We start from the raw sequence: 18,051 nt of genomic DNA, 5'->3' as shown, positions 1-18,051 counted from the left end.
TAGCGTAAAACCGCGGTGGCGGGTTACGCGCTGCGCGTGGCCAGCGCCGGCGAGGTCGACGCCGCGCGCCACGCCGGGCCGTACACCGCCACGATGCCCAGAACCCAGAACACGCCCGCCCCCACCAGCATGTAGGCGGCCGGCAGGCGTTCCATTTCCAGCTTGCTCACCAGCAGCTGGTTCAACGCCAGGGCCAGCAGCACGCCGGCCGTCACGCCCACGCTGGTGATGAGGATGTTCTCGGTGATGAAGTAGCGCAGGATATCCACCCGCCGCGCCCCCAGCGCGCGCCGCACGCCGATCTGCTTGCGCCGCTGCGTCACCCACAGGCTGGCCATGCCGACGATGCCGCTGGCGGTGATCAGCAGCAGCAGGGCGCTGACGGTGATCAGCATCCACGCCAGGCCCACGTCGGCGCGGTAGCGGTCCTTGCGGTCGTCGTCCAGCGTCTTGGACTTCACCACCACCTGGTTGTTGCCGGCTTTACGCAGCGCTTCCTCGGCTTCCTTCATCACGCGCTCGCGCTGGCCCGGTTCGGCGCGCACGGTGTACAGCGAGAAGCTGTCGCCGGTCAGGCGCACCGGCACGATGGAGGTGGTTTCGCCGTCCACGCCCAGCTGGGCGCCGGGCGACTGCAGGCGCTCGATGACGCCGATCACGCGCGCCGGCTTGGCCTCCGGACCCACGCCCATGTACAAGGTCTTGCCGACGTAGCTGGTGGCGCCCGGCCAGGCCCGCTCGCCCAGCGTCTTGCTGATCATGATGACGCCAGGCTGTTCCTTGCTCGTGTTCTGGTCGATCTCCATCACGTCGGACGGAACGAAGTCGCGCCCTTCAATCACCTTCAGTCCCCAGGTCTTCACCAGGGAATCGGGAGATATATAGTAGGAGGTGGCGGCGGTCTGCTTGTCCTGTTTCAGGTCGGTGACGAAGCTGTTGTAGCTGCCCGAGCGCGACAGCGGCACCTGGTTGGTGTCGGCCACCGACAGCACGCCGGGCACGCCGCGCAGCGTGGCGGCCTGCGCCTTCTGCGTGGCCAGCTGCTCCTCGTGGCCGCTCTCGCGCAGCCTGCGCACGATCAGGTGGAAGATGTCGCTTTCGGCGGTCACGCCGCTGGGGCGCGCAGTCACCGCCTGGCGGATGTTTACGATGTGCAGCGCGTTGGCCAGGATGGCCAGGCTCAGCGCGACCTGCACGGCCACCAGTATGGGGCCGGTCTTGTTGCGCATCAGCGCAGAGAAAATGGGACGGATTTCCATGGTCGCGGTTCCTTCTTATTGGGACTTGAGTTGCAGCGCCGGCGTGACCTGGCAGGCGCGCCAGGTCGGCAGCAGGCCGGCCAGGATGGCGGAGGCCACGGCCATCAGGAAGGTGGCGCCCATCATCACCCAGTCCATATGCGCCACCACGGTGAGCTGCTTGGACTGCATGGCGATCAGGGCCAGCGCGCCGAAGGCCAGCAGCAGGCCGCTCACGCCGCCGGCCAGGCCCACCACGGCGGTCTCGATCAGGAACTGGCTGAAGATCTCCTTGCGCGAGGCGCCCAGGGCGCGGCGTATGCCCACTTCCGGCGCGCGCACCGAGAACTTGGCCAGCAGCAGGCCGATGGTGTTGACCAGGCACAGCACCAGGAAGCCGAACGCCAGCCAGGCCGACAGCTTGTTGTCGTTGCCCACCACTTTCAGGAACTCCAGCCACTCGCCCACGTTGTACAGATGGGTGGGCGCCTGGCGTTTCAGGCGGCCCAGCTTGAACTGTTCGGCGGAGTAGGCGTCCAGCCAGTTCTGCAGGGCGGGGCGGTCGGCCGCCGAGTGCAGCTCGATCCAGCCCTGTATCCAGGTGCATTCGGATTTCAGCAGCGCGTCGAAGCCGGGGTCGCGGTAGGCGCTGCAGCTCATGCTGCCGTTATGGCCGTATTCGTGGCGGATGGCCGAGGAGAAGGGGATGTAGAACTCGTCCTCGCTGCCGAAGGCGCCGGGGCCGCCGATGATGCGCACATAGCGCGGCACCGGGTTCCAGGTGTCGTACACGCCGGTGATCTGGTACTCGTGGCCCAGCAGCGTGACGCGCTGGCCGACCGGGTCGGCGTCGCCGTACAGCTTCTCGGACAGTTTGCGGCTCAGCACCACCACGTCCGCGCCGGCCTTGTCATGCGCCTCGCTCCAGGCCTGGCCGTGCAGGAAGGGCACCTCGAACATGGCGAAGAAGTCGCGCGTCGGCGCCAGGCCGCTCACGTTGAATACGTTCAGGTCTTTGCGCGCCGGTTCGATGGCGCCGGCCACGCCGTACATCACGGTGCGGCGGTCGCCCTGCTTGCTGGCGACCACGTTGGCCGCGTCGATATAGGACAGCTGGCGGTCGTTCGGCTTGTCGCCGGGGGTGTAGCCTTGCAGCGGGCCGTTGTCCAGCAGCGGCACGAACAGGCGGTCGCTCTTGCTGGGGATGGGGTCGCCGGACATCACGTGCAGGATGGTCAGCGTGGCGATGCTGGCGGCCACGCCCACCGCCAGCGTGAGCACCATCAGCGCGGTCAGCGCAGGATTGCGCCGCAGGCTGCGTATGCCGAGCAGGAAGTAGTAGGAAAACATGGGCCGCTCCTTATGCCGACACCAGGGTTGGCGCCTTGCGCACCAGGTCGGACACCTGGCCGTCGATGATGTGCACATTGCGCTGCGAGCGCACCGCCAGCTCAGGGTCGTGCGTCACCATCAGGATGGTGGTGCCTTGCGCGTTGATTTCCTCCAGCAGCTCCATCACGCCGCGCGCCATGGCGGTGTCCAGGTTGCCGGTCGGTTCGTCGGCCAGCAGCAGTTTGGGCGAGCCGGCCAGCGCGCGCGCGATCGCCACGCGCTGCTGCTGGCCGCCGGACAGCTCGGCGGGGTAGTGCTTCATGCGCGAGGCCAGGCCCACTTTCGCCAGCGCGTCCTCGATGCGTTCCTTGCGCTCGGCGGTGTTGAAGCCGCGGTAGCGCAGCGGCACGTCCACGTTGTCGAACAGCGACAGGTCGGGAATCAGGTTGAAGCCCTGGAAGATGAAGCCCAGCTTCTCGTTGCGCAGGCGCGAGCGGGCGTTGTCGTCCAGGCCTTTGACGTTGGTGCCGTCCAGGATGTATTCGCCGTCGGTGAACTCTTCCAGCAGGCCTGCGATGTTCAGGAAGCTGGTCTTGCCGGAGCCGGACGGCCCGGTCACGGTGACGAACTCGCCCTGCTTGACGTTGATCTCGAAGCCGCGCAGCGCGTGGGTTTCGATCATGTGGGTGCGGTAAACTTTGCTCAGGTTTTGCATGCGCAGCATGAGGGGCCTCTTTGGGTTGGCTGGTGCGATTATTGGTTGACCGAGACGCGCGCGGCGTTCTCGAAGGTTTCGGTGCCGGCGACAACCACCTTGTCGCCTTGTTTCAGTCCGCTCAGGATTTCCACCGCCGTCACGCTGGTGGCGCCCAGCTTGATGGGCGTGCGCACGGCCACGCCGTCGCGCAGCACGTAGGCGTAGCGGCCGCCCTCGGACTCCACGAAGGAGCCGCGCGGCAGCATCAGCACGTTCGGTTTTTCGTCGATCAGCAGGCGCGCGCTCACGCGCTGGCTCTGGCGCAGGCCTTCCGGCTGCTTGCCGTCGAAGCGCACCCGCGCCAGCACCTGGTTCTTCACCACCTCGGGCGACAGCGCGGACAGCTTGCCCATGGCCTTGCCGCCGCCCACCTGGATTTCGGCGCTCATGCCCAGGCCCAGGTCCGCAACGTAGGTTTCAGGCACTTCCACTTCCACTTCCAGCGCGGACAGGTCCACCAGTGTCATCAGCGGCGCGTTGGCCGGCACCACGCTGCGGTTCGGCACCGACAGCGTGCCGATAAAGCCGTCCACCGGCGCGCGCACGGTCAGCTCGTCCACCTTGCGCTGGGCGTTGGCCAGGTTCAGCTTCTGGCGCTCCAGCTGGGCCGACTTGGTCTTCAGCTCCAGCAGCACGTTGTCGCCTTCCAGCTTGGCCGCCTGGGCCGCATGGCGGGCGCGGATCTCGGCCGCCTGCAGCGCGTCCTTGGCTTTCTGGTAGTCGATCTTGGCCACCACGCCCTCGTTGGACACGCTGTCGTAGCGCTCCAGCGTGCGCTGCGCGGACAGGCGCTCGATCTCGGCGGTGTCGGCGTCGCGCCTGGCCAGCATCTTCTGCTTGCGCGCCAGGATCTGCTGGCGTGCCACTTCGGCGGTCAGCTCCTGGAAGGTGGCCTGCTCGCGTTTCAGCTCGTCTGTGAGGTCGGGCGACTCCAGGATGGCCAGCACGTCGCCCTTCTTCACGGTGTCGCCCGCATGGGTTTTCAGCGTGACGGTGGAAGGGGAGGTCGAGTACAGCGTGGGGCTCACGGCGGCCACGATGCGGCCGTTGACGGCGGCGTCGCGCACCAGTGTGCCGCGCGTGACGTCGGCGATGCGCAGGCGCGCCACGTTCACCGAATGGCTGCTGCCGCTCCAGTTGCTGTACAACACGGCGCCGCCTGCCACGACCGCCACGGCCACCGCCAGCGCGAGCAGCTTGCGCTTCAGGTGCTGGCCGGCCGGCGGCGCGATGACGGTGTCTTGATGGGATGTATCTCGGATCATGGTGGTGTGCTTGTGAAAAATGTAAGCACGTCAATGCAGAAAGCGTGCCAGGCGTTTTTCGCCGCTAAGTGCTTGATTTTATTGATCCGGACACTGGCTGTCCGCTGTCCGGCTGTCCGTGCCTGTCCGCCCGGACAGCGGCCGCAACGGAAATGATTGCGTCAAACAACATGAACTTTCTTTATTTCATGATGCGCTTGAGTAAGCTGTGTAACGCACTGTATCCAAGGAGAAAATTGCAAATGGTTGCGCATAACATTCGATGTTAGAAAATGTTGACAATGATGAGAAAAGCCTCCTACACTGATAAAAGCAGTACGACAAAAACCAGGAGACGGAAATGATCAAGCAGCATGGAAAGCACGCCTCGCAGGCGGGCAAGCAGGTGGTATTGGGTCTGACGGTAATGGCCAGCATGATTGCGCAGGCCTATGCGCAGGAGGCGGCCCCGGCGCCGGCGGCACCGGTTTCGGCATCGGCCGAGGCGGCCCAGGGCGGCGCAGCGGAACTGCAAACCGTAAAAGTGACGGGTTTCCGCAACAGCTTGATCTCTTCCGCCAAAGATAAGAAAGAATCCATCGGCTTCCAGGATTCCATCAACGCCGAGGACCTCGGCAAATTCCCGGACAAAAACATCGCCGAATCGCTGGCCCGCGTGCCGGGCGTGGGCGTGAGCCGCGACGTGACGGGCGAAGGCATGACGATCCAGATCCGTGGCCTGGGTTCCTCGTTCACCAAGATCCTGCTGAACAACTCGCCGGTCGCCGTGGCTTCGTCCGGTCCGATCGACGGCGCCAACACCAACCGCGAGGTCGACCTCGACCTGCTGCCGACCGACCTGTTCACCAAGCTGACCGTCAGCAAGAGCCCGACCGCAGGCCAGATCGAAGGCGGCGCCGCCGGCGTGGTCAATCTGCGCAGCGCGCGTCCGTTCGACAAGGAAGGCCGCCAGACCTCCATCAGCCTGACCGGCACCAAGCAGCAGATCGCCGACAAGGCCGGCGCGCGCGGCACGGCCATCTGGTCGAATACCTGGGAAGGCAAATACGGCATCCTGGGCGGCATCTCCTTCTCGCGCCAGGAAGCCCGCACCACCGGTTTTGAAACCGTCGGCTGGACCAACCCCAACCTGACCGCAGCACAAAGCAGCTCGCCGACCCGCAACAACACCGGCGGCGGCAACTGGACCATCCCTGCCACCGTACCGGCTGGCGCAGGCAACGGCCTGGTGGCGGGCACCGTGATCGACCAGGCATTCCTGCTGGCGCACAATCCCGGCCTGACCATCCAGCAGATCGACAATGCCATCATCCCGCGCCTGGGCCGCACGATGGAATACTACGGCACCAAGGACAAGATTTCCGCCGTGCTGTCGGGCGAATACCGTCCGACCGAAAACCTGCACTTCTACGTCGACACGATGTACAGCAAGAAGGATGACGACATGCAGCGCAATGCCTACACCTGGGCAGTGCGCAACAACGCCGGCATTCCTCTGAACATGCAGGTTGATAAAACCGATTGCGCCAACGGCTGCACGGTCACCTCCGGCACCTTCGCCAACGCGCTGAACTTCATCGAGTTCGGCCCGCGCCACGACAAGGTCGACCTGCTGGGCATCAACCCCGGCGCGGAATGGAAGATCACGCCGACGCTGGCGCTGGACGTCGCCGGTAACTACAACCGCAGCCGCTTCACCCACGAAGCGCCGACGGTCATGCCGATCACCGCGCCGAACAGCGGCAACACCATTACCTACGCCAACAACGGCGGCGTGCCATCGATCACCTCGAACCTGGACCTGACCAGCCCTGCCAACTACCAGTGGAACGGCGGCCGCGTCAATATCCAGAACGAACTGCGCGAAACCGAAACCAAGGGCTTCCACACCAACCTGGTTTGGGGCGACAAGAAGCTGACCGTCAAGGGCGGCTTCGCCTGGGATGACATCGACCGCCAGATCCGCGCGCAGGACAACTCCGCCGCATGGCAGGCTGCCGTCTGCGGCAACAACCCGACCGTGTTCCTGCAAGGCCCTAACGGCGCGCCTCCATGCAACGGCGCCAGCACCCCGGGCGCCAGCGCTGCGGCCCTGTATCCAGGCTACGGCACCGGCTACACCGCAGGCCAGAGCGCACCGCTGACCTATCAGGGTTCGCTGATCACCAACGCCGCGCTGCCTAGCTACCTGGTGCCCGGTCCGTACGGCAACCTGGCGCTGGACTGGGACCGCTTCCGCAAGGATTCGAACTACGACTACTACAACAGCACCGCGCCTGATTCGGGCGCATCGTCCACCGGCGCAAGCGCTGGCTACATCCGCGAGAAGTCCAAGGCTGTGTACATGGAAGCGAGCGGCGAGCTGGCTCCGGCAGGCTTCGCCACGCGCTGGAACGTGGGCGTGCGCTACGTCCGCACCAACCAGCAAGTGGGCGCGCTCAATTCGCAGTCCGATCCGCGCAATGCCAACCTGACGCTGAACGGCAGCAAGTACCCGAACATCAGCGAGTGGGTGTACCAGAACACGGATTACAACAACACGCTGCCATCGGGCACCATCGCGGTTGACCTGCGCAAGGACATCGTGTTCCGCGCCGCCGCATCGCGCAGCATGACCCGCGTCGATCCGAACGCACTGCGTCCAGGCATCAACTTCTCCGGCGTGTCGGCAGATACCGGCACCATGGGCAACCCGACCCTGAAGCCTTACCTGTCGGATAACATCGACCTGGGCCTGGACTGGTACACCGGCCGTGAAGGCTACGTTTCGGTCACCGGCTTCCAGAAGCGCGTGAACGGCTTCACCGTGCAGGAGAACATCAGCATGCCGTTCACCGCGCTGGCGCAGTACGGCATCAACTACGGCACGCTGATTCCGGCGCAGCAGCAGGCGATCGACTCGCGCGGCGGTCCGAACGCGGCGCAGGTCGTGATGACCCGCCCACGCAACGCCGACGGCATCCTGCGCATCCGTGGCCTGGAACTGGGCTGGGTGCAGCCGCTCGACAAGGTCCTGCCTATCAAGGGCTTCGGCTTTAACGAGACGCTGACGCTGATCAACCAGCAAGCCAGCGGCGAAGGCTCGAACGGCTTTATCGCACTGGGCGTACCGAAGAAGACCAACAACTTCAGCGTGTACTACGAGAACCACGGCTACATGGCGCGCTTCATGCACACCTACTCGCAGGGCAGCCAGGTCGCCACGGCGAACCAGAGCGGCATCACGCAAGCGGCGCTGTTCGGCGACACCTACAAGCAGTGGGACTTCTCGTCGGCCATCGAGCTGGACCAGGTATTCGACCGCGAAGGCCTGCCATCGCTGACCTTCGACATCGTGAACCTGAACAAAGCCAAGCGCCGCGGCTACTTCCAGTTCCCGAACGCCACCATGTCCCAGTATGATCCAGGCCGCACCTTTGCAGTTGGCCTGCGCATGAAGTTCTAAACCGCATGATCCCTCGCTTCCCCAAGCGATGGCGGCCTGCGGCAACCCTGGCGGCGATGCTGTGCGCATCGTCCGCCGTGGTTGCCGCCGCCGATGCACCCGTGCCGCAGTTGCGCAAGCAGGGCACAGCAGTGCAACTCATCGTCGACAACCATCCCTTCCTGGTGCTCGGCGGAGAGTTGCACAACTCCTCCGCTTCCCATCTCCCTTTTCTTGAAAAACTGTGGGCGCCGCTGAAAGCAGCCGGCGTGAATACGGTACTGGCTCCGGTTGAGTGGGACCAGATCGAACCGCAGGAAGGCCGCTTCGATTTCACCGTGCTGGACGGCATGCTGAAGCAGGCGCGCGCCAGCAACAGCCGCTTGATCCTGCTGTGGTTCGGCGCATGGAAGAACTCCATGTCCACTTATATGCCGCCCTTCGTCAAGCGCGACCAGCAGCGCTTCCCGCGCGCGCGCAACCGCGCCGGCGACGTGCAGGATATCCTGACGCCATTCAGCGCCGCCACGCTGAAGGCCGATTCGGCGGCCTTTGCCGCCATGATGAAGCACTTGGCGCAAACGGATACGCAGCGCACCGTGCTGATGGTGCAGGTCGAGAACGAGATCGGCATGCTGCCGGACGTGCGCGACTACAGCGCGCCGGCCAACGCCGCTTTCGCCGGCCCGGTCCCTGCGCAGCTCACCGCCTACCTGGCCGCCAACCGCGCGACGCTGCACCCCATGGTGCGCAAGCTGTGGGAAAGCCACGGCGGCCGCAGCGCTGGCAGCTGGGGTGAGGTGTTCGGCGACTCCATCGAAGCGCAGGAAGTGTTCCAGGCCTGGTACTACGCCGCCTTCACCAATGAGCTGACGGCAGCGGGCAAGGCCGCCTACGCCTTGCCCATGTTCGTGAACGTGGCGCTGAACCGCCCCGGCAAGAAGCCCGGCGAATATCCGAGCGCGGGGCCGCTGCCGCACCTGTTCGACATCTGGAAAGCCGCCGCGCCTGCGGTCGACATACTCGCCATCGACACCTACTTCGCCAACTTCGCGGAATGGGCGCGGCAGTTCAAGCGGCCGGACAATCCGTTGTTTGTCCCGGAGGGCAACCGCATCGGCCGTCCCGAGCTGGGCGCCAATGCCTTCTTCTCGATAGGCGAACTGGATGCGATAGGCTATTCGCCCTTCGGCATCGAGGACATCGAGCGCGCGCCCAACGATCCGCTGCGCGGCGCCTACGCGCTGCTCAAGCAAATGACGCCGCTCATCATGCAGTCGCAGGGCAAGGGCGTGATGCGCGGCTTCAAGGCCAACGTCTCGTATGACGGCGTGGTCGATCCCGCGCCGGCCAAGGTGGCGCTGGGCGGCTACCAGCTCGAAGTGAGTCTGGCCAACCAGTGGGGCAAGACCGAGAGCCTGGAGTTCGAGGGCCGTGGCGGGCTGGTGATCCAGACCGGCGAGGACGAATTCGTCGTCGCGGGCAAAGGCATCACCGTCACCTTCCGCGACCCGGCCGGCCCGGCCACGCTGGTGGGCATCGAGAAAGCCACCGAAGGCAGCTTCAAGGACGGCGTGTGGCAGGACGGGCGCTGGATGAACGGCGACCAGACCCACCAGGGCCGCCACATCCGCCTCGACGGCGACCGCTGGTCCGCGCAGAAGGTCAAGCTCTACAAAATCCGCTGAGCATGCGTATTGAATTCCTGGCAATCGTCTCAACTTGCCGGGAATTCAATCACGACTCGTGCGGACATGTTCAAACTGCTGGCCGGCTTCAACGCTCCCCTTATCGACTATCCCTTTGCGCGCAGCGACGTGGCGCTGTACACCCGCGCACTGTCTGCCTCCGGAGAAGCCCCGCCCGCGCTGCTGGACCAGCAGACCTGGGACGACATGCTGCTCGACCAGTATTCGGACCGCCTGGCGCGCGAAACCAGCATCTTCGGCCAGCAGGAGCTGCACCGCCGCCTGCATGGCGGCGTAGCCGGCGTGGACGCCGTTGCCCGCTTGCGTGCGCTCGCGGAGGACGAAGCAGGCCGCAGCGCCCTGCAGGCCGCCTGCAGCGGCCTGCGTTCCTCGGAAGCTGAAATCGCCGGCATGCTGTTCGGCGCCGGACCCGCCCCCGCGCCGCGCTGGACCCGCTGGCTCAAGTTTCTTGGCCCCGCCATGCTGGTCACTGCGGCCGCGACGCTGCTCTGGTGGCCCGCCAGCCTGCTGGCGCTGGGGCTGTGGGCGCTGCTGATGGGCGTGCAGGTGAAGTTTTACGATCAATCGCAGCAATGGGAGCGGCTGGTGCAGACCATGCAGCTCCAGTTGCGCGCACATAGCCTGCTCGGCACACTGGACGCCTTCGCTATCGCCGCGCCGTTCAGCGCCGGCGCCGCGCAGGCGGGCAAGATCAGCCGCCAGCTGGGCCGCTCGCCGCTGGAGAGCTTTGTTCCCGGCCTGAAGGAGTATGGCGAATGGATAGGTTTGACCAACATCCGACGCTACTTCGCCGGCCGCGACCTGGTGCTCGCCCAACGCGACTTCCTGCGCGAAAGCTTCCGCATGGTGGCCGGCCTGGAGGCCGACCTCGCCCTGGCCCGCGAACTGCGCGCCGCGCCAGTAGTTTGCTGGGCCGCCGCCCCCGATGGATTGGCAAGCGGCGAGCTGGCGCTGGACGGCGTCGTGCACCCGCTGCTTGAGCAAGCCATGCCGCTCACGTTCGCGCTGGCGGGCGACGGCGGCGGCGCCTTCATCTCCGGCCAGAACGGCATCGGCAAAAGCACCTTGCTGCGCACGCTGGGCCTGAACCTGATCACCGCGCGCGCCTTCGGCTTCTGCTACGCGCGCAGCGCCAGCGTGCCGCTGCTGCCGGTCTATTCAAGCATGCAAAGCGAAGACTCGCTCTCGGGCGGCGAAAGCCTCTACATCGCCGAGCTGCGCCGTGCGCACGAACTGCTGGCGCTGGCCCGCACCGGCCGCGCCTTCTTCATCATCGACGAAATTTTCCGTGGCACCAACCACCTCGAATCCGTCTCCGGCGCCGCCGCCGTGCTGGACACGCTGGCGCAGCACGGCACGGTGGTGGTTTCCTCGCACAACCTCGTGCTTGCGCCCCTGCTGGCGCACCGCCTCGCGCCCATGTGCGTCGGCGCCGAAGACGGCCAGCTGCGCGTGCGCGCCGGCGTGCTGGCGCAGACCAACGGCCTGACCCTGCTCGTCACGCACGGCTTCGGCCCCGCCATCGAATCGAAAGCCGCCCAGGTCCACGCCTGGCTCAGCGACTACCTCGCCCACCCCGACGACTGCGGCCATGTCCTGCAAGCGGCTTGACGCGATGCCCTTTTACTTATTTCGATTATTACGATTAATTCGCCTACAATGAATTGAGTGTCTATTCTTGTGGAGTCGGAAATGGCAGAGGATGCTGGCAACAAAATCCTATTGAATGGGAGGGAAGAAATTGAACTGGTGCAAGCTGCGCAGCGACGCTTGGCCAGTTCGCTGGACCATTCACACCCGGTCAGTATCGCGCTCATCGACAACAGGGCGGAAAGCCAGGATGGGCAGGCCATTTTGCGGCTGCCGCCCCAAGTGCTGAGAATGTTCGCGGACATGCTGGACGCGTTGGCCCAAGGAAAAACGGTCTCTATCGTGCCGAAGGAGCTCGACTTGACCACGCAAGAGGCTGCCATATTCCTGAATGTATCCCGTCCGCATTTGGTGAAACTGCTGGAGCGAGGAGAGATAGCCTTTCATAAGGTTGGAAGCCACCGGCGAATCACGCTGGATGAAGCCATGCGCTACAAGGACGAACGCTATCGGGCTTCGCAGGCCGCTTTGCAGGCCTTGGCGGATCAGGCACAGGAACTGGACATGGGCTATTAGGTGGCCGGATATCATCGCTACACAGCGGTGCTTGATGCGTGCGTTCTCTACCCGGCGGCGTTAAGGGATTTGCTGTTAAGCCTGGCTGCTGACGGTGTGTTTCGCGCCAGATGGAGCGATCGCATTCACGAAGAATGGACGCACAGCTTGCTGGCCAAGCGTCCTGATCTGCAATACGCCAAATTACGCCGGACCATAGAGCTCATGAATGAGGCTGTGGAAGATGCCACTATTTCCGGTTTCGAGCCTCTTATTCCTGCTTTGGCGCTCCCGGACGAGGGCGATCGACATGTGCTTGCTGCCGCCATCGTCGGGCATGCGGATGCGATTGTGACGTTTAATCTCAAGGATTTTCCAGAGTCTGCGGTCGCTCAGCATGGCGTGGAAGTCCTCCATCCAGATGATTTCCTGGTTGTGCAACATAGCCTTGCTCCGGGCGTTGTGCTCGGGATTGTAAAGGCAATGCGGAAACGGCTGGGCAAGCCTCCCAGAACCGCGGCGGAATTTATTTCCGCGCTCGAAGCATCAGGGTTGCCGCAGTTTTGCGCATTGCTGCGGCAGGCGCAGAACTTGATTTAGGCCGTGCCCTAATTTCCATTTGCCGGAGCTGCGGGCTTGCGCCAGCGCAGCCACAGGCGGGTGAGGGCGTACATGATGAGCAGCATGCAGACCCAGGCCAGGTAGACGGCGGGCAGCGAGGGCTCGTAGCCGGCGGGCATGCGGGGCGTGGGGCCGTGGAAGTCGGGCGTGCCGCCGAAGCGCAGCTGGAAGTAGAGGTTGCCCAGCAGGTGGATCAGCGCGATGTGCACGGTGTAGAAGAACATGGGCGTGCGGCCGAACAGCTGCAGCCAGGCCAGCGGCCGCACCTGCTCGCCCGCCGGCGCGTCCGCGCGGTCGAATATGCGCTCGAACATGGCCAGCAGCGCCAGGCCTATGCTGCCGGTCACCAGCAGATACTGCAGCGACGGCGGATATTTGTGCACGCGTGCGAAGGACATCAGGTCGAACATCCAGCCGCGTCCTTGCGCGCTCCACGGGCCGGGGTCGCCGTACAGGTTCACGGAGCGCAGCAGCACGAAGGCCAGCATCAGCGCGGCGGCTGCGAGCCATAGCTGCCGCTGGCGCCGGGCTGCGGGCACGCCGGGGCCGAATAGCGGACCGGTGGCGTAGCCTGCCGCCATCAGGCCCAGCCAGGGCAGCAGCGGGTAGGCGAAGACGATGCCGAAGCTGTCGCTCACAGGGTGGTAGCCGCGTTCGTGCAGGGCCTGCCAGAGCAGGCCGCCCGGGTGCCAGCCGTCCAGCGCGTTGTGGCAGCAGATCAGCAGCGCGGCGATAAGCGCAATGGCCCAGCGCGGCAGCCACACCAGCGCCGCCAGTACCACCATGCCCATGCCGATGGCCCAGATCACTTGCAGGATGATGACGTTGTAGCCGAACTGCCAGCTGAAGCTGATCCAGGTCGCTTCCAGCATCAGCAGCAGTAAGCCGCGCGTGGCGAGGTAGCGTGACAGGGCGGGGCGGGCGTCGCCGGCCTGGCCCGCTTTGGCGCCGCGCAGCCAGGCGGAGGCGCCGACCAGGAAGACGAACACGGTGGCGCACAGGTGGGTGATCCAGCGCGTCCAGTACCAGGCGAGCGTGGTGGCGGCCAGGTCTTCCGGGTCGAACAGGGCCGGGCCGAAGAAGTCGCGCGTGTGGTCGAGCGCCATCAGGACGATGACCAGGCCGCGCAGCATGTCGATGGAGGTGAGGCGCAAGCTGGCGGTCATGGCGTTTTCCTTTGCCGGGCGGCGGTTGGGCGGACTACTCTTGTTTCAGCGGTTTGCTTTTATCGATGACTTCGCGGCAGTCGCCTTTGATGATGGCGTTGTCGTAGTTGGTCCAGCCATAGCTGTCGACGTAGCGCTTGTGCTGCTTGAATTTCGGGCTCAGGAAACTCCACTCCAGGCGCTCGCCTTCGTAGCGGATGTCGCCCATGTCGAGCAGGGTGTGGAACATGTTTTCCGTGGCCAGCCGCGCTTTCTTGTGCTTGAGCAACTGCTGCACCTTGCCGGGATAGCGCTCCTCGTACTGCTCGGAATACCAGACGAAGGCGGGGACGTGGAATTCGTATTGCGTATTGTGGCCGTGGAAGGCCAGGCGGCAGCTGCCGTCGTACAGGGTCTGGCCGTGGTCGGCCACGTACAGCATGGACGCGTTGATGCGCTTGTCCTTGAGCGTGCCGATGACTTGCGACAGGAACCAGTCGGTATACAAGATGGAGTTGTCGTAGCTGTTGTTGAGCTGCGGCTTGAGCTTGAGGTCGGTGTAGGCGGGATTGCTCACGCCGTACAGCGAGGGGCGCCATTTGTCGAACTCCTTGGGATGCCGCTGGCTGTAGTTCCAGTGGCTGCCCAGCGAGTGCAGCACGATCAGCTTTTTGGGCGCCGGGTCGGCCAGGGCGTGCTTGAGCGGATCGAACAGCACCTGGTCGAAATTGGAGTTGTTGGTGAAGCCGCCCAGGTTGAGGAACTGGATCACGTCCGCTTCCTTGGCGAACACGGACACCGGCGTGTCGTACTGCCCGAAGGAGATCTGGTTCGACAGCCAGTAGGTCTTGAAGCCCGCCTCCTTGTAGGCGGTGATGAAGGATTTCTCGGCAAAGCCGTCCTTCAGGCTTTGCGTGGCGGGCTTGCGCGAGATGATGACCGGCACCGACAGGCGCGTGGCCGACACCGGCGTGATGACGTCGCGCAGCGTGACCAGCTTGTCCTCCTTGGCCAGCAGCGGGTTGGTTTCGCGCTCGTAGCCATTCAGGCTCCAGCGGTCGTAGCGCGACGATTCGCCCAGCACCATGACCACCACCTGCGGCTCGGCCGGGGCGGCGCTGGCGTCGCCGCCGTCCTGGTGCGCCTTGAAGGTAAAGGTGCTGCTGCGCTGGCCCAGCTCGGCCAGGTGCTGGCGCTCGTGGTAGAAGTCCAGTCCGCGCCACATCAGGCCGAAAGGCCAGGTGTTGGTGAAGGCCGAGAAGTCGACCGGCACCCTGGCCCACCATGCCAGCGGCGCCAGCTTCCAGCCGGTGCGGGCGGCCGCCGGGCTGGCGCCGCTGCTCGCCGCGCTGTCCGCTTCGTCCTCTTCCTCCGCGTCTTCCACCTCGGCCGAGGCGCCGTCGCCAAAGCCGGATGCCTGCACGCGGGCCGACGCCGATGCGGACGCCGAGGCCGACGCGTGTGCAGCCTTGGCGGCGGGCCGGCCCGCCACGCCGAATTCCCAGCCGTAGCCGGCCACGGCCGCCAGCACCGCCACCATGGCCAGTCCCACCCAGCGCGGGGCGCCCCGCCAGGCCAGTGCCTGCGTCCTGATCGCCGCGTACCAGCTGGCGAAGAACCAGGCGATCACGCCCGCCAGCACCGCCGCCATCAGGTAGACGGTGCGGCCCAGGAACTCCATCGCCTCCTTGGGGCTGGTTTCGGCAATGATGCCCAGGTGGTGCGTCGAAATGCCCTGGCCGTAATAAATGATCAGGTAGACCTCGGTGGGCAGCGCCAGGAAGGCCGGCAGCAGCAGCCAGTGGAACCAGGCCGGGCGCTGGAACACGGCCCACACGGCGGCCCAGGTCACCACCTCCATGCCCAGCGTCTGCCAGGGCGCCTCCACCGGCTTGCCCAGCAGCAGGGGCACAAAGGGCACGGCCGACAAGGCCAGGTAACTTAGCAGCAGGAAGAGCCGGGCGGCCTGAGGCGTGGCGGAGGGGACGGCGGAGGGACGAAACAGATGACGCATGACACCAGACACGAAAAAAAAGTTTCCCATTATCCGGCCCTTTGGCCCGCGCGGCGAGCTTTTCAGCAGAGCTGGCCGTTGAAGGTGTCGCGCACGGCGCCGGCGCGGTAGTCGATGCCGCTGAAGGCGCTGTATTGCTCCATGGTCCGCGCGCTGCCCAGGCCGTAGGCGCCCGGCAGGCCGTCGCCGCACAGCAGGCGCTTGAGGCGCTCGGCCGCGCGCGCCGTCAGGTAGGCCCCGCTGAAGGCGCGCAGCCGGTCCACCTCGCCGTGCCAGTGGTGGCTTTCGTGCGGCGTGTTGGGCGCCTTATATAAGTGGTAGAGCGGCACGTGCAGCGGGTGGTAGATGTCCCAGCCCCGGGTCCAGGCGCGCACCGCCAGGCTCTGCTCCTCGCCGTGGAAGTACAGGAAGGGGTCGTAAGGCACTTCGTCGATAAAGCTGCCTTCGCAGAACACGAAGCCGCCGGCGATGTGGCAGGCCGGCACCGGGCGGTCGGTGAACAGGTGCTTGGCGATAAAGCGCAGCACCACGTCGCCGCCGGGCGCCAGCGGCGTGTCCGGATGCGGCCGCAGCACCAGCACGGTCTTGCCCTCGGGCGCGGCGTACTGCGGCTGGCCGTCCACCATGTCGAAGCGGTAGGGATAGGTGCTCAGCACCGGCTTGGCCGACAGCTCGCGCAGCTGCGCGTGCTGGCGCCGCAGCGATTCGTCCCAGCCGGGCTCGAAGCAGGTGTGGGAGTCGATCTGCAGCAGGTACTGCTCGCCGTCGTACAGCGAGAAGGCCTGGTTGCGCGCCCAGCTCACGCCCAGCGTGTCCTGCACCTGCACGTGCACATAGCGTATCAGCCCGGCGAAGGGCAGCGCGGCGATGGCGGCGCGCTGGCTGGCGTAATGCTGGTCCACCACGGCGATGCGCAGGCGCTCCGGGCGGGCGGCCTTGGCCACCGCTTCATTGAGCGTGAAGAACAGCATCGGGTCCAGGTAGGACGCCAGGCTGATGAAGATATTCTGGTTCGACATGGCGGAAATGGTAACAGTTTCCATATGGCAGGTATGCTGCCGAAATGCCGCAGCGGCGGGCCTTCCGGCGGCGAAAGGGTTTGACTCGACTTGTTTACCAGTCTATACTCGCGAGTTCTCGATTTATTCTGCGCATCGTATACGCTTTTTGCAGGCCGCTCCTGGTGAGTGGCTGCTCGCGCCTTCGATGCCGCATCTAGTAGTGAGTCGGGACTAGGTTTTAGCCCCCGGGCGCTTGTCCGGGTTGTCAACGGTAGTAATTTTGTTGGATTAACAACGATGCCAACCATCAATCAATTGATTCGCAACCCACGCGTTTCGCTGCGCGTGAAGAGCAAATCGCCGGCGCTGGAAAACAGCCCGCAAAAACGTGGCGTTTGCACCCGTGTGTACACCACCACTCCTAAGAAGCCTAACTCGGCACTGCGTAAAGTTGCCAAAGTGCGTCTGACCAACGGTTTCGAAGTGATTTCGTACATCGGCGGTGAAGGCCACAACCTGCAAGAGCACAGCGTTGTTCTGCTGCGCGGCGGTCGTGTAAAAGACTTGCCGGGTGTGCGTTACCACATGGTTCGCGGTGCACTGGATACCCAGGGCGTTAAAGACCGTAAGCAAGCTCGCTCGAAGTACGGTACCAAGCGCGCCAAGGCTGGTAAGAAGTAATACAAGTTTCGCCTGGTCGAAACTGACTAAGTGAATGTATCGGTCGAACTGACCGAGTAAGTGGACCACTATGATGGTGATCCGCGAGCTGCGGAACATATCGCCGCGAGCTCAACTGAAGATTGAAAGGAATTGATATGCCACGTCGTCGTGAAGTACCCAAGCGCGAGATTCTGCCGGATCCAAAATTCGGCAACACTGATGTCGCCAAATTCGTTAACGTGCTGATGCTGTCGGGCAAAAAGTCCGTCGCAGAAAACATCATCTACGGTGCTTTCGAGCACATCGCTGCCAAGTCCGGCAAAGACCCGCTGGAAGTGTTCGCCACCGCGATCAACAACGCCAAGCCGCTGGTTGAAGTGAAATCCCGTCGCGTTGGTGGTGCAAACTACCAGGTGCCGGTTGAAGTCCGCCCAGTGCGCCGCATGGCTCTGTCGATGCGCTGGCTGCGTGAAGCCGCGAACAAGCGCAGCGAAAAATCCATGCCACAACGCCTCGGCGGTGAGTTGCTGGAAGCGGCCGAAGGCCGTGGCGGTGCGATGAAAAAGCGTGACGAAGTGCACCGTATGGCTGAAGCGAACAAGGCGTTCTCGCACTTCCGCTTCTAATAAAACTGGCTGGAGCCTGGTGCTCCGGCCGTTTAATCATTTGTTCGAAGCCGGGCTCATTTTGGAAGAAATGGCGTCCGGTTTTGTACATTAAAAGATTTAGGATCTATT

14 protein-coding genes are annotated in these 18,051 nt (G+C 64.5%); 7 read left to right on the top strand and 7 right to left on the bottom strand.

Features of this window, described 5'->3' with window-relative positions:
- Positions 1-23 precede the first annotated feature (23 nt).
- Genes GTP77_RS07045 through GTP77_RS07030 form a run of 4 tightly spaced genes read right to left on the bottom strand, consistent with a single transcriptional unit; the run spans position 24 to position 4,592 of the window.
- The gene (locus GTP77_RS07045) at positions 24-1,259 is read right to left on the bottom strand and encodes an ABC transporter permease (protein ID WP_161071454.1); all 1,236 of its coding nucleotides are present in this window, start codon (positions 1,257-1,259) and stop codon (positions 24-26) included.
- A 15-nt stretch (positions 1,260-1,274) separates the two neighbouring features.
- Positions 1,275-2,588 (bottom strand): ABC transporter permease, encoded by a 1,314-nt coding sequence (locus tag GTP77_RS07040; protein WP_161071453.1) that lies wholly within the window; start codon positions 2,586-2,588, stop codon positions 1,275-1,277.
- Between the two features lie 10 nt (positions 2,589-2,598).
- Positions 2,599-3,294: an ABC transporter ATP-binding protein gene (locus GTP77_RS07035; RefSeq protein ID WP_161071452.1), complete on the bottom strand. Its 696-nt coding sequence runs from the start codon at positions 3,292-3,294 to the stop codon at positions 2,599-2,601.
- A 29-nt stretch (positions 3,295-3,323) separates the two neighbouring features.
- A complete protein-coding gene (locus GTP77_RS07030; protein ID WP_161071451.1) occupies positions 3,324-4,592 on the bottom strand; it encodes an efflux RND transporter periplasmic adaptor subunit in 1,269 nt (422 codons plus the stop codon).
- Between the two features lie 340 nt (positions 4,593-4,932).
- Here GTP77_RS07030 and GTP77_RS07025 point away from each other — a divergent pair, with 340 nt between their 5' ends.
- The 5 genes from GTP77_RS07025 to GTP77_RS07005 all read left to right on the top strand — a co-directional run bounded on the left by GTP77_RS07025 (position 4,933) and on the right by GTP77_RS07005 (position 12,470).
- On the top strand, positions 4,933-8,037 hold the full coding sequence (locus tag GTP77_RS07025) for a TonB-dependent receptor (protein ID WP_161071450.1): 3,105 nt from the start codon (positions 4,933-4,935) through the stop codon (positions 8,035-8,037).
- A gap of 5 nt (positions 8,038-8,042) precedes the next feature.
- A complete protein-coding gene (locus GTP77_RS07020; protein WP_161071449.1) occupies positions 8,043-9,704 on the top strand; it encodes a GH35 family beta-galactosidase in 1,662 nt (553 codons plus the stop codon).
- 66 nt (positions 9,705-9,770) lie between these two features.
- Positions 9,771-11,336, top strand: a complete 1,566-nt coding sequence (locus GTP77_RS07015; protein WP_161071448.1) for a MutS-related protein — start codon at positions 9,771-9,773, stop codon at positions 11,334-11,336.
- 81 nt (positions 11,337-11,417) lie between these two features.
- The gene (locus tag GTP77_RS07010) at positions 11,418-11,891 is read left to right on the top strand and encodes a helix-turn-helix domain-containing protein (protein ID WP_161071447.1); all 474 of its coding nucleotides are present in this window, start codon (positions 11,418-11,420) and stop codon (positions 11,889-11,891) included.
- On the top strand, positions 11,892-12,470 hold the full coding sequence (locus GTP77_RS07005; RefSeq protein ID WP_161071446.1) for a PIN domain-containing protein: 579 nt from the start codon (positions 11,892-11,894) through the stop codon (positions 12,468-12,470). It begins immediately after the preceding gene.
- An 8-nt stretch (positions 12,471-12,478) separates the two neighbouring features.
- Here the strand turns inward: GTP77_RS07005 and GTP77_RS07000 are convergent, their stop codons facing one another.
- The 3 genes from GTP77_RS07000 to GTP77_RS06990 form a co-directional block, all read right to left on the bottom strand.
- Positions 12,479-13,657 (bottom strand): acetyltransferase domain-containing protein, encoded by a 1,179-nt coding sequence (locus GTP77_RS07000; protein WP_161071445.1) that lies wholly within the window; start codon positions 13,655-13,657, stop codon positions 12,479-12,481.
- A 34-nt stretch (positions 13,658-13,691) separates the two neighbouring features.
- Complete coding sequence (locus GTP77_RS06995; RefSeq protein ID WP_161071444.1) at positions 13,692-15,650, bottom strand: phosphoethanolamine transferase; 1,959 nt, start codon at positions 15,648-15,650, stop codon at positions 13,692-13,694.
- 62 nt (positions 15,651-15,712) lie between these two features.
- Positions 15,713-16,693, bottom strand: a complete 981-nt coding sequence (locus GTP77_RS06990; protein WP_161071443.1) for a GlcNAc-transferase family protein — start codon at positions 16,691-16,693, stop codon at positions 15,713-15,715.
- 255 nt (positions 16,694-16,948) lie between these two features.
- On the opposite strand from GTP77_RS06990, the gene rpsL reads away from it, so the two are divergent.
- Both rpsL and rpsG read left to right on the top strand, forming a co-directional pair.
- Positions 16,949-17,332 (top strand): 30S ribosomal protein S12, encoded by a 384-nt coding sequence (gene rpsL / locus GTP77_RS06985; protein ID WP_056392507.1) that lies wholly within the window; start codon positions 16,949-16,951, stop codon positions 17,330-17,332.
- Between the two features lie 137 nt (positions 17,333-17,469).
- Positions 17,470-17,940 carry a 30S ribosomal protein S7 gene (gene rpsG, locus GTP77_RS06980; protein WP_161071442.1) on the top strand — a complete coding sequence of 157 codons (471 nt, stop codon included), beginning with the start codon at positions 17,470-17,472 and terminating at the stop codon, positions 17,938-17,940.
- Positions 17,941-18,051: the final 111 nt, after the last annotated feature.

This window comes from Pseudoduganella aquatica, assembly GCF_009857595.1.
Classification (GTDB): domain Bacteria; phylum Pseudomonadota; class Gammaproteobacteria; order Burkholderiales; family Burkholderiaceae_D; genus Rugamonas; species Rugamonas aquatica_A.
This window is presented reverse-complemented; position numbering and strand designations above follow the sequence as displayed.